Genomic DNA, 12425 nt, shown 5'->3' on the forward strand with positions numbered 1-12425 from the left:
ATCGTCCACGGCGGGAACTCCTCGGCTCCCCTGCCAGGGGGAGACCGTCTCGGTTGGTTTCACCGAGGAGCTTCCCTCTTTCACGCTCATCCCTGCTCGCCGACTACACACTTATAGGGACACGACCCTGGATTTCGCCACCCGGCCCGGCGCCGACAAGTCCTCACCCTTGGCGGAGCGCTATCCGCAACTCCTCAACCAGGTTGACGAGGACCTCGCCACATTGGCGCGGACATTGCGAAGCTCAGCGCTTCCTCCGACGCGTGAGCCAGCTCGTCACGGCGACGAGGACCAGCGCCAGGTAGACCCAGCCTCCGAGGTGGATGGCGTCCGTGAGCCACGGCGGTGTCACGGGGTGGGGCTCAACGAGCCGGGCCGCCGCGACGACGAGGCCCGTGATGGATAGCGCGACGAGGAGGAGCGCCCAGAGTGGCAAGCCGAAGAGGCTCACGACGAATCGGCCATGACTGTCTTTCTCGAGGGGCATCGGGTGCGTTCCCAGAGGACCACCGGTGTCAGGTGAGCAGGTGCTTGAGGAGCGGCAGGACTCGCTCCGACTCCTCACCTGGATGTGTCTCCACCCACCAGTCGAGGTGGCTCGAGATGTAGTGCGCAGCGGATATCACCTCGGGCGTCAAGGCGACCGTCTCCGCCGAGACGAACCGATAGTGCTTCGGGTCCACGTATCGGAGGACGATGCGTGCCCACTGAGCCCGGTGGCACACTCCGCAACTCCATTGCTCGAGCGCGTGAACGTCCTCTGTTCCGACGGGGTCCCGAAGCTTGAGATATGCGTCGCTGAACTCCTGGAGTCCTGTGTCCAGGAGTTCGCCCGGCCGAACGTTGATGCTCTCCGGATCCCAGCGGAGGTCCGAGGTATGCAGATTCGTCTCATCCTCGACCGTGTGCGCACCACAATGAAGACAGGTCAACGGAGTCAGGAACCATACGACGTAGGCCATCATGGACTCCTAGTTGGGTGGCACGGGGGGACGTCCTGTCGGAGGGCCGAAGACGATCTTCAAGCTGCGGCCCTGGACTTGAATGACAAAGTAACCCTCGGGATAGCGTTGAACCAACTGGGCTTTGAGCCCGTCGCTGGAGAGGGGAGAAAATGTCCTGGGCGACACTCCGAATTGCCGAGCGAGGGGAATGGCGAGATCTTCGTCCACGGAGATGATGAGCGGCACCGCGCCTGGGGTGGTGTCCGCGAACAATGCGTCCACGATGATTCCGCGGTCCACTCCGCCTTTCCCCTTTCCGACCTGCGCGGCGATCAATTCGTCGAGGGCCGCGCGATAGCGAGGATGGGTGCGGTCGGGGGTGATGCCCTGGAGGCTCGGGAGAGATGGCGATGGGCGGCCAGTCACAGTCTGTCCCCCGACTGCTTCCGCGCCAGCGAGTGGTGAGAGGCGGAGGTCCGCGTCGGGTCCAACGATGTCTGCGAGAGTTGGGGTCGCGCCATCTGGAGGGTCGATATAGGGCCCTAGACCCCGAGCATTTCGGAGGCCGTTGATGGCATCCCGATGGCTGATGGCCAGGTCCGCGAAGCGGATGCCGGGGGCACCTGTCGTCGGGTGGACGCCCGCCAACAGGTTGTCGATGGCGACGCGCGCGTTGCTGTCCAGGATGATGGTGCCGGAGGTCACTGGCGCGCCCGGGAGAAGCACCTCCGCTGGCTCTAGGCCATACGCGACCCGTGCCAGGCGGACGAGGCGGCCGGAGGCGCCTCCCGCCGAGTCGAGCAGATCCTCCGCCATGCGCACCGGCGCCCGCTGGAGCAGGGCCTGCAGATGCGAGCCACGCACTGGCCCCGTCGCCCCCAGGCCGAGCGCGGTGTTCACCCGGCCGATGCCGACGGCGGCAATCACATCGCGTGCCTCGGCCGCCGAGATGTCCATGATGGCGGCGCGCGCGGCCACGGAGAGTTGGCGCAGCAGCGCCTCGGCCTCCGCGGCGGAAAGTTGCATGGCCCAGACGAGCTGAGGCCGCGTCACCGCATCATCGAGCCGCGCCAGGACCTCGAGGCCCCGTGGGCCCACCTGCGCCGCGGTGTCCACGAGCTCGCGCGCCGAGTACCGCGACAACAGCCTCCGCAGCGCGTCTTGAGAGACCTGCGTGAGGAGGTTGATCTCCGCGGCGCTCAGTCCGTCCGCGAGCAGCATCTCCAGCCCCTCGCGCTCCCACACCCGCAGGGCGCGCTGGGCCGCCGACGCGCTCAGTCCGCCGGCCTCGATCCGGGCGAGCAGCGCGCCCTCCGCACCCGCCGCGCGCACCCCCGCGAGACCGGGCGCCACACCCCGACCCAAGAGGTAGCCACGCGACATCCCCCAGCCAAACGCGCGGCTCATGCTCTGCAACGGCGAGCCGATGACGCCCGGCAAGGCCCGCGCCGCCGCGACCGCCTGCATTGGCATGTTGCGGATGCCCCCGCCGATGCTCCGCACGCCGCGTCCCACCGCGCCAGGAACCTGGGGCAGTCCTCGGCGGACGGCCGCTCCCATCCTCGCGAAGTTGCCTCCTCGGATGACGCTTCGCCCCGCGCCGCGCACCGCCGTGCCGAGCCGCGTGGTCAGCCCGCCTCCCCAGCGCGCGCCGCCCCCGGCTCGGATGATGCCCCGCTGCATGCCACGGCCGCCCACCTGGGCCAGCTTCGCCATGCCCATCTGCAGCAGGACGTTGCCCGCGGCGGAGACGTCACTCGACATCCGGTCCGACGAGCGCTGCAGCTCCTCCGCGTTCCGCGCGACGCCCGCCTCGTAGAGGTTCTTCAGGAAGCAGAGGAACTGGAAGAGCAGCGCGAACTTGCCGACCGCGATGGTCCACCCACCCGCCGTCACCATGACGCTGGCGCAGAAGGCCACCACCGGACCCAGCGCGGGGCCGAGGATGCCGAAGGTGACCAGGATGAGCGCGGTGCACAACGCGGCGATGACCGCCGCCAGCGCGGTGATGGAGCCGAGGATGATGGTGAGGCCCGTCGCGATGTCCGCGGCGATCTTCAGCAGGTTGCCGATGGGGTCGCGCTGCCAGGCCTGGATGTTCACCACGTTCGCCGCGCCCGATGCGATCATCCCGAAGCCCGACACCACGCCGAGCAGCGGCGTCACCGGGTTCACCAACCCAACCGCCAACGTCAAGAACCCTGGCCAGGGGATGCCCGAGAGCTTCGCCCACAGGTTCCGCCCCATCATCCGCAGCGCGATGCGCCGCCGCTCCCAGGCCGTGGTCTGCTCGAAGGGCTTGCCGGCCATCTTCTGGATTTCGACCACCGCGTCCTGGCGCCGCTTCAGCTCCAGCGCCTCGAACTCCTCGCGGCTCACGCGCGGCTCGCCCTCGGACGGGGCCGTGCCGCCGAGCACCTTCGGGATGTGGCTGGCGATCGGCCCCGCTGGGTCGAAGCTCCACCGGTCCTCGTAGCCCGCCTGGGGCTGGCGTTGCACCACCGTCTCCGCGCCCGCCTCGCTGGGGGGCCGCGGCGCGATGGGCTGCAACTCGCCCCCTTCCGCCGCGGTGGCCTGGGCCTGCTGCATCGCCGCCTGGGCCTCGCCTTCTGGCTTCGCCTCGGCCGGAGCGCCGTCACGCGCACCGGCGGCGGCCTTCCCGCCGTCGGCCACCGGCGGCGCTGCTCCCTCCTCGGGCTGCGCGGGCTCCGGCTGCGCGGGGGGCTGCGGCTCGAGGCGTGGCGCTTCGATTCCCTCCTCCTCGCGCAGCGCCCGCTCCTCGGGCGTCTCCTCGGGGATGGCGGCCGTGTTCTGGCGGTGGGTCTCCTGCTCCTCGCGCAGCCGCTCCTCGACGGTGAACGACTGCTCGACCACGGAGCGTCCCTCGGCCTCGGTCTCGTCCGCCTGGGCGGCCATCTCCCCTGGCCGATCCGCGAGCGCCTCGACCTGGGCGCGGGCTCCGTCGGTCTGCTCGCGCATCTGCGACAGCTTCTCGTCCGTGCGCTGGAGCACGCTCGTGCTCTCGGTGAGCTTCGCCTCGGCCTGGGTGTTGAGGTTCGCGGCCTGTGCCGCGTCGGCCGACAGCCCCCGGGCCCGCTCCTGGCCCCCGGAGAACGCGCGGTCCATGTTGTTGACGTCGCCGCCGGCCTGGTTGATTTCGCCGCGCTGCTCGCTGGCCTTCTCCGCGGCCTCGGCGTCGTCCGGCGTGTTGGCCGCGCTCTCGGCCGACAGCGAGGAGGACTCCTCGGCCATTCCCGCGGAGTCCTCGCGGCCCGCGTCCGCCTTGCCCAGGTGTTGCGGCGCCTGCTCCGCCACCCACGCGGTCTTCTGCCGCGACACGCCGAGGGCGGCGCGGCCCTGATCCATGACGGTGCGCCGATATGCCGCGTGGCCCTGTGACGTCGTGACGCCCAGGTCCGACTGCGCCACGCCCTTGCGTACCAGGTTGAGGTTGCCCTCGAGGATGCGCGCGTTGGCGCGCTCGTTGGACGCGACCTCCTGCAGGCCCGTGCCCTCGTCGCGCATGCCCTGGGTGGCCTCGGCGATCTCCGTGATGGCCGTTTCCATGTTCTCCGGGGGCCGCAGCGCCTGTCCCCCCGCGTCCACGGGCGCCACCTGGGGCACCGGCGCGACCGGAGCGGGCACCAGGGGCTGGGGCTCGGCCGCCGCCATGGAGAAGGCGTCCTGCGCGGCCGACTGCTCCGCGTCTCCCGCCGCCGCTTCGCCTCCTCCCGCCTCGCCCTTCTTTCCCTTGCCGCCTTCCCCTTCGCCTTCGGCCTGGGCCGGCGCGTCGACCACCTGCGCCGTCTCGGTCGCCGCGGCCTGGACGCCCGGCCGCTCCTGCGCCGCCCTGTCCACGTCCGGGCGCGCCTGGGGCTGGAGTCCGTGGCTCTTGGACGCGACTTCACCCCGGTCGATGTCGGGCTGCTCGTCCGGGACGTCCTCGTCGGCGAGCTCCTCGTCGATGCGCGCCCGCATTCGGGCGGCGGGCCCCGTGCCGTCCTCGGATTGGCGGTAGTCGGCCGGCTTGCGCTGCACCGGGGGCGCGTCGCCCTGGGTCTGCTGGACGACGTGGGTCATCTCGTGGGCGAGCAGTTCCACGTCCTCCGCGCTCTCTCCCCGCCCCAGGAAGACGTGCTCCTTGTGGGTGAAGGCACGCGCCCGGATGCTTTGGGCGGCGTCGCGGTCGTCGGATGCTTGATGGACGCGGACATCCGCGAGGTCGCGCCCGACGACCGGTTCGACGCGCTCGCGGACCCGGGGACTCAATGGCTCGCCCGAGGTGCCCGTGAGGCGGTTGGGCGTCGCGGGGGGGCGAGGCGGTGTGGCGGACGCCGAGGCGCTGGAGGCTGGCGTCGACGCGGTGCGAGCCACCTGGTCCGCCTGCTCCTCCAGCGCGCTCTTCGCGGGCGCGACCGCCAGCTTGGCCTGAAGCGGTGGCACCGCGCCGGGGCCCATCGCTCCGCGCAGGTACAGGGGGAGGCCCGCATCCGGAGCGCCCGAGGAGGAGGACTGGGGTGGCGTGGCGGCGTCGGACGCTGGCACGGCCGACCCCAGCGGCCCGCGCAGATAGAGCGGCACGCTCGGGTCCGTGGCGCTGGCTTTCGGCCTGGATGCCTTGGCATCCAAGGGCGCGGGCTTCACCTCCGGCTTCTTGGCGCGAGCGAAATCCACGGCAGTCCCCCTGCTGCGTGTCGCGTTGTCACCGCTGACTGTCCGTCAGGAAACGCCCGAATCGCTGGGCGTGTCAATCCCACACGTGATGTGTATTCAAGCCGCGCCGGTGTGCGTCTGCCCATGCTGGGGCGCCGTGTGTGGGAATGGGTCCAGGACGCGTGCTCATGGTCAGATCCTCTCAGGGAGCAACCTCCAGCTGCTCTGGTGAGTGGGGCGCTCCTACCCATGAGGGTGGTGCGATGCTCCCGTCGTGTCGAGGCGGGACCCGAGGCATGTGTGATGCGAACAGTCTCATGCCCACGCATGGGACATGAGGGAGTCTCGGACGGGTCTTCAGCGAGAGGTCGGCGGTGGCGCGCGGTAGCTCGTGGCAATTCTAAAGGGGTCTAACCGGCTTCAGGGAAGTCCGGTAAGGCGCAAGCCTGCGTGTTGGAAGAAGGCGGCGAGAATGTCGTGACGGTGGCCCAGGCGCACGAATGAAGCGCGTGCCTGGGCACGCAGCTCGGCGACAGAGTCGGGTGTGGCATTGCGGAGCTCCGCCTTCACCACGCCGTTGCAGCCCTCCTCGGGATTGAGGTCTGGCGCATCTCCTGGCAGCCGCTCAAGTCGGAAGTCCTCGGGGTGGCAGGCAACGAAGTCGAGCGTCTCGGCACTGTGGTGCTGGTTGAGGCCGTCCCAGACTGGACTCGGCTGCGTCCTGAGCTGGCTGGGCTTGTTCCTGCTCGTCACTGGCGTGGTGGCTCGGCTGTGGTCCAAGAGGCGCGGGCCCCTCGCCGCCCGCAGACTCCTGACCTCCGGGGCAACACCCCCGGCCACGCACGGGCGAAGCGCGGCGACATCAAAGCCATACCCCCCGGCACGAAGCCGCCTCCACGGCGAACGCGAATTCCTGACACAAGACAAGATTACCGCGAAATTCAATCACACCTATCAAAACGGAAATCCGTTCCGAACCGGACCCACGTCACCTCCCACCTCCCGACATGAACGGCTTCCGGAATCCTCTTTCGCCAGTCCGGAACGCACGTTGCGCATCCACCAGGTCCTCCACTTCAACGTCATTCGAGACAACTTCTGACGAAGGATCTCAATCTCATGCGTCTCCATCACAGGCGCATTCGATGCGGTGCGCCAGAACCTGCGCATGACATCTCATCAAGACACCTCACTCCATGAGTAGGCAAAAGAATCTGTTTGAATTTCGGAAATAGATTCACTTAAAGTGCGTTTGGAATTCAGGACCGAAAGGGGGGCGGCGTGGCGAACCTGTTCGCAATTCATTCCATTGGTGAATCGCTTGTCTCCTATTTCAGGCACGCCTATGAAAGCCTGCCGGCCGAGCAACGAGCGAAACTCCCGAATGTCCAGGCTTTCAATCTCTTCTCCAGCAAGGAGATGGGAGGTGGGCCCAACGCCACCGAGCCCGTCCGGCCCGCACTGACGCTGTATCTGTATCGCGTGACAATGAATGAGCACCTGCGGAACCAGCCCGCAACCGGGGGCTCCGCGTCGACGCATCCACCCCTCGCCTTGGATCTCCACTATCTGCTGACGGTCTGGGCGGAGGACGCGAAGGACGAGCACCGTCTGCTGGGATGGGCCATGAACCTGCTCCACACCCACCAGACGCTCAGCGCGTCGGATCTCAACGAGGACGGAGGCTGGGGGCCGGGGGAGATGGTGCAGCTCATCCCCGCGGAGCTGAGCAACGAGGACCTGATGCGCATCTGGGACACATTCCAGCGCCCCTACACGCTCAGCGTCTCCTACATCGCCCGCGTCATCCGAATCGATGTCGCGGAAGGTCTCGCGGCAAAGCCAGTCGTCGCTCGACGTCTTTCTTATGGAGAACGAGGGGAGGCGCAATGATGTGGGAATCCATCGACAGTCGCATCCTCGCGGCCCTCCGCTTTCTGGACGGGGAGACCTTCGAGCCCCTCACCTCCCCGCTCACCGTCTCCGGGAACTCCACCCGCGTCGTGCGCAACCCGCGCTCGCTCTATGTCCTCACCCAGGCCGCGGGCTTCGAAGCCTATACAGGCAGCTTCGACACGCCCCCGCCGCCAGCCACCACGCCGTTCGCGCTCACCGTGTCCGATCCAAGCGGAAGACACCTTCCCCGCCGCGTCTCGCTCGAGCTGCCGCGCGATGCCTCACGAACGCCTCCGGACCCCAGCCGCTCCGTCTTCACGCCAGTGGATGTCCGCATGTACCTGGCGCCCACGGCCCGGCCCGCACCGGGCAGCGCGGTGGTGCGGCTGTCGCTCCTGGACGGCGACGAGCAGCCACTGGCGCACTGGGTGATTCGCATCAAGGTCGACGTCCCGGACCGTCCGTCCACGGTGGGACTCGGGCTGTCGGACGCACGCGGCGAGGTGCTGCTCCTGGTCCCCCGCATCCCCATCATCCGCTGGGGACAGGATGAGGATGACGCGCTCATCCACACGAACTTCCCGGCCACCCTGGAGGCGGCGCCCACGCCGAGCGGGGCGGGACCGCCTGACCCGGACGTCCCGGATGCCAGCTTCACGTTGCTGCCACTCACCCTCCAGGTTGCCTCCGGCCTGGAGATTCACCGTCGGATCCAGATCCCGACTTCATAGAGGGGGGCCTCATGCCTGAATACCTCGCACCAGCGGTGTATGTCGAAGAGACCAGCTTCCGGGCCAAGTCGATTGAAGGGGTGAGCACCAGCACGACGGGCTTCGTCGGTCCGACGCTCACCGGCCCCTCGGGAGGGACACCGGAGCTGCTCACCAGCTTCGCGGACTTCGAGCGCATCTACGGAGGGCTGGACCCGCTCTCGTACGGAACCAACTACCTGGCGCACTCGGTCCGCGCCTACTTCAACGAGGGAGGCTCACGCCTCTACGTCTCGCGCGTCGTCACCACGTCCGCGGACGCGGGCTTCGCCTCGGCGGCCATCGGCGCCAGCGGGCACAGCTTCGTCGCGCGCTTCCCGGGACGCGGGGGCAACGGCACCATCACCGTCAGCGCCATGCAGCGCACGGCGAGCCCCATCGCGCTGGACCGCGCCCCGACGGGTTCGGTGTTCGTGACGAACGATGCCATTCCCGTGACGCACCTCAAGGGCGCCAGCGGCTGGGCCCCCGCGCTGCCCAACACGCCAGCCGGCGACCTCGTGACGCTCTCCATCCGCACCCGGGATGGTGCCGGCCGAGAGGTGACGTACGAGGACGTGGGGTTGGATCCCCAGCATCCCCGGTGGATCGGCAGCGTGCTGTCGGAGACCCCCACCCGCCTGTCCGAGACCATCCAGCGGCAGTTCGCCGTCCACTTCACCGGCACCACCCCGCCCGCGGGTGGAGATCTGAAGTCGGCGCTAGGCACCCTGCCCCAGACCTTCACCCTGACGGGGGGCCTCGACGGCGACGCGCCCAACACGGCGCAGTACGAGGCGGCGCTCGCGGCCCTGGCGGCCATCGAGGACATCTCCATCATCGCCGCTCCGGGCTCCTCGACGTATGGCACCACCACTGGCCCGGGCGTCCGCAACGCGCTCATCACCTCCGCGGAGAAGCGGCGCGCCTACCGCGTCGCGGTGCTGGACACCCCCGAGGGCTTCGGCCTGAGCCAGGTCCGCGAGTGGCGCGGACAGATCGACTCCAAGTACGCGGCGCTCTACTTCCCGTGGGTGGTGGTGGCCAACCCCCTGGCCCGCGCGGGCGACGACAGCATCCCCAAGGAGATCGCCCTCCCTCCCTCGGGATTCATCAGCGGCATCTACGCGCGCAACGACGTGCAGCGCGGCGTCTTCAAGGCGCCCGCCAACGAGGTCGTCAACAGCGCGCTTCGCTTCGAGACGGACGTCAACTTCGCGCAGCAGGAGGTGCTCAACCCGCTGGGCATCAACTGCCTGCGCTTCTTCCCGGGCCGCGGCTACCGCGTCTGGGGCGCTCGCACGGCCAGCTCCGACCCGGAGTGGAAGTACTTGAACATCCGGCGCTACTTCAACTTCCTGGAGCGCTCCATCGACGTGGGCACGCAGTGGGCCGTCTTCGAGCCCAACGGCGAGCGGCTGTGGGTCAACATCCGGGAGACGATCGGCAGCTTCCTGGAGACGCAGTGGCGCTCGGGCGCGCTGCTCGGTGGCGATCCGAAGCAGGCCTTCTTCGTCCGTTGTGATCGCAGCACCATGACGCAGGACGACCTCGACAATGGCCGGCTCATCTGCCTGGTCGGCGTGGCGGCCGTGAAGCCTGCGGAGTTCGTCATCTTCCGGATCGGCCAGAAGACGGCTGATGCCCGCAGCTAGGGGAAAGGAACCAGGACATGAGCACGCGCCCCACGCCCTACGGTGCATTCAATTTCGAAGTCAGCTTTGGCGGTGACTCCTTCGGCGGCTTCTCGGATGCCTCGGGGCTGAACACCGAGTTCACGATGGCCGAGTACCGAGAAGGCACGGACCCGAAGAGCCACGTGCGCAAGGTGCCCGGCATCTACAAGACGGGCGACGTCACCCTCAAGCGCGGCCTCGTCGCCTCCCGCGTCATCTGGGAGTGGATCGAGGCGGTGCGCGCCACGGGCGTCAACGGCCGCAAGGACTTCATCCTCATCACGCTGATGGACGAGGCCCGCACGCCGGTGCAGTCGTGGAAGCTCATCAACGTGACGCCCATGAAGTACACGGGCCCCACGCTCGCGGCCAAGGGCGGCGGAGACGTCGCCATGGAGGAGCTGGTGCTGTCGGCCGAGGACGTGCTGACGGGCTTCCCCAACGTGACGTAGCCGAAGCTCCTTCTCGCGGGACGGGTGAGAGTCTGGGATGAGTGGCCTCGTCTTCGAAGTCAACACACGCGCTCCGGTGAGCGCGCCCGAGCGCGCGGACCTCGCCTGCTTCGTGGGCTTCGTCCGCCGCACCCCGGGCACGCCCGTCCCGCGGGACATCCAGCAGTGGCTCGTCGAGCACGGCTGGAGCACGGCGCCGCTGTCGGACCTGGAGAACGTGCCGGTCCCCATCGAGCGCTGGAGCGACTTCGCGCGCCTGTTCGCCTGGGAGGGGACCTACCTGGGCGCCGCGGTCCGCTCGTTCTTCACCCAGGGCGGACGCAAGTGCTACGTCGTCCGCGCGGGCAATCCCTGGCCCGACCAGGCCCCACGCGCGGAGCGCGCGGCACTCGCGCAGAAGCTGCTCCCCGGCACCGGCGCGCTCTTCGACGCCTCGCCGCACGAGCGCGGGACGTGGAAGGGCGCCGCGCACCTGCTCGGCCTGGATGACGTGTCGTTCCTGTGCATGCCGGACCTCGCCGCGCTGTTCGCCGTGGACGAGGACCCGCTACCGCCGCCCGTCACGCCGCCGTCGAGCCCCGAGGTCTTCGTCGAGTGCTCCACACCGGCCCCCACCCCTGGGGACCAGCAGCTCTCCACGCGGCCCACGCCCCGCGCGGACGCGGAGGGCTACACGCGCTGGGCGAACTTCCTGATGCGGGTGAAGGCCCTGCTCTCGCGCCACGTGCGCGAGGTGCAGCTCGTCGCCGCCATTCCCCTCCCCCACCCCGACGCCGTGGCCCACGCCCACGGACGCGACTGGGTGGCCGAGGAGAACGCCTACACCTTCCTGCTCGCCACGGGTCACCTGCGGCTCATCGAGAGCGCCTTCGTCCAACTCGTCTACCCGTGGGCACGCACCCCGGGCTCGGCCCGGCTGCCCGGCGCGCTGGAGAGTCCCGAGGGCCTGCTGGCGGGAGTGCTCGCCCGGGGCGCGCTCCTGCGAGGCACCTTCCGCAGCGCGCTCAACGCGGCGCTCGCGGATGTCGATGAGCTGTTCCCCCTGTTGGACCGAAGCGCCCTCACACAACGCCCGCTCGCAGGATGGGGTGAGGGCCCGGACAAGCCCTGGCTGGAGCGGGTGAGCCTGCTGGGCCACACCGCCGGGGGACTGCGCTTACTCTCCGACGTCACCACCAGCCCCAGCGAGAGCTGGCGACAGGCCGGGGTGAACAGGCTGCTCTCCGTGCTCATCCGCGCCTCGCGGCGCGCCGGGGTGCGGACGCTGTTCGAGCCCTCCGCCGAGCGCACCTGGCGTGAGTTGGTGTACCGCATCGAAGGACTGCTCGTCCGCCTCTGGGAGGCAGGCGCGCTGCGTGGCACGAGCCCCCGCGAGGCGTTCCGGGTCCGTTGCGACAGGACCACCATGACCCAGGACGACCTGGACGCCGGGCGGCTGGTGGCGGAGGTGGAGTTCGACGCCGCCGCGGCGCTCGAGCGCATCCACGTCGTCCTGACGATGGCCGAGGAAGGCGTGCTCTCGCTGTCGCCGGAGGGAGCGGCATGACGACCCAGCCCTTCGAGCCGCTCTTCACCTTCCGCTTCGAGGTCTCCATCCAGGAGCAGCCGCTCCATGGCGACGGGGGCGATTTGAGCCCGGCCCCGGCGGGCGCGTTCTCGGAGTGCACCGGCCTGGAAGCCACCGTGGAGCCCAAGGTCATCAAGTCGGGCGGGAACAACTACGGGGCCATCCAGCGGGTGGGGCCGGTGACGTTCGCCACCGTGGTGCTCAAGCGCGGCATCTCCCGCGACGGCCGGCTCTTCAAGTGGTTCGAGCGCGTGGCCACCGGCGACACCAGGCACCGATGCACGGTGCGCATCCTGCTCAAGGCGATGCCGGCGCCGAACGCGTCAGAGCCACAGGTCCTGCTCACCTGGCGACTGGAGCGGGCGATGCCCATCAAGTTCAAGGCCGCCGATTTCAACGCCAGGGCCACCGAAGTGGGCATCGAGGAACTGCACCTCGCCCACGAGGGGCTCTTCCTCGAGTCCCAACCCGGGACGGGAGAGTGACCC

The 12425-nt window shown here is 69.2% G+C and carries 10 protein-coding genes; 6 read left to right on the plus strand and 4 right to left on the minus strand.

The annotated features are described in order from the left end of the window. Positions 1-244: 244 nt before the first annotated feature. The 4 genes from HUA74_RS42030 to HUA74_RS42045 all read right to left on the minus strand — a co-directional run bounded on the left by HUA74_RS42030 (position 245) and on the right by HUA74_RS42045 (position 6377). On the minus strand, positions 245-487 hold the full coding sequence (locus HUA74_RS42030) for a hypothetical protein (protein ID WP_174459075.1): 243 nt from the start codon (positions 485-487) through the stop codon (positions 245-247). Between the two features lie 28 nt (positions 488-515). Beyond that, a complete protein-coding gene (locus HUA74_RS42035; protein ID WP_217443712.1) occupies positions 516-962 on the minus strand; it encodes a hypothetical protein in 447 nt (148 codons plus the stop codon). Positions 963-971: 9 nt separating this feature from the next. After that, positions 972-5618 carry a DUF4157 domain-containing protein gene (locus HUA74_RS42040; protein WP_174459077.1) on the minus strand — a complete coding sequence of 1549 codons (4647 nt, stop codon included), beginning with the start codon at positions 5616-5618 and terminating at the stop codon, positions 972-974. A gap of 399 nt (positions 5619-6017) precedes the next feature. Continuing rightward, positions 6018-6377, minus strand: coding sequence for a transposase (locus tag HUA74_RS42045; RefSeq protein WP_174459078.1), 360 nt, complete (start codon positions 6375-6377; stop codon positions 6018-6020). Positions 6378-6878: 501 nt separating this feature from the next. On the opposite strand from HUA74_RS42045, the gene HUA74_RS42050 reads away from it, so the two are divergent. The 6 genes from HUA74_RS42050 to HUA74_RS42075 are packed head-to-tail and all read left to right on the plus strand — an operon-like array spanning position 6879 to position 12422. After that, complete coding sequence (locus HUA74_RS42050; protein ID WP_174459079.1) at positions 6879-7490, plus strand: DUF4255 domain-containing protein; 612 nt, start codon at positions 6879-6881, stop codon at positions 7488-7490. Beyond that, positions 7487-8224: a hypothetical protein gene (locus HUA74_RS42055; protein WP_174459080.1), complete on the plus strand. Its 738-nt coding sequence runs from the start codon at positions 7487-7489 to the stop codon at positions 8222-8224. The genes HUA74_RS42050 and HUA74_RS42055 overlap by 4 nt, the downstream gene beginning before the upstream one ends. Positions 8225-8235: 11 nt before the next feature. After that, positions 8236-9897, plus strand: a complete 1662-nt coding sequence (locus HUA74_RS42060; RefSeq protein WP_174459081.1) for a phage tail sheath subtilisin-like domain-containing protein — start codon at positions 8236-8238, stop codon at positions 9895-9897. Between the two features lie 17 nt (positions 9898-9914). Next, a complete protein-coding gene (locus HUA74_RS42065) occupies positions 9915-10370 on the plus strand; it encodes a phage tail protein (protein WP_174459082.1) in 456 nt (151 codons plus the stop codon). Positions 10371-10407: 37 nt separating this feature from the next. Beyond that, positions 10408-11916: a phage tail sheath protein gene (locus HUA74_RS42070; protein ID WP_174459083.1), complete on the plus strand. Its 1509-nt coding sequence runs from the start codon at positions 10408-10410 to the stop codon at positions 11914-11916. After that, on the plus strand, positions 11913-12422 hold the full coding sequence (locus HUA74_RS42075; RefSeq protein ID WP_174459084.1) for a phage tail protein: 510 nt from the start codon (positions 11913-11915) through the stop codon (positions 12420-12422). The genes HUA74_RS42070 and HUA74_RS42075 overlap by 4 nt, the downstream gene beginning before the upstream one ends. Positions 12423-12425 lie beyond the last annotated feature (3 nt).

Origin of the sequence: Myxococcus sp. CA051A, from assembly GCF_013336705.1 — a bacterium.
Taxonomy (GTDB): domain Bacteria; phylum Myxococcota; class Myxococcia; order Myxococcales; family Myxococcaceae; genus Myxococcus; species Myxococcus llanfairpwllgwyngyllgogerychwyrndrobwllllantysiliogogogochensis.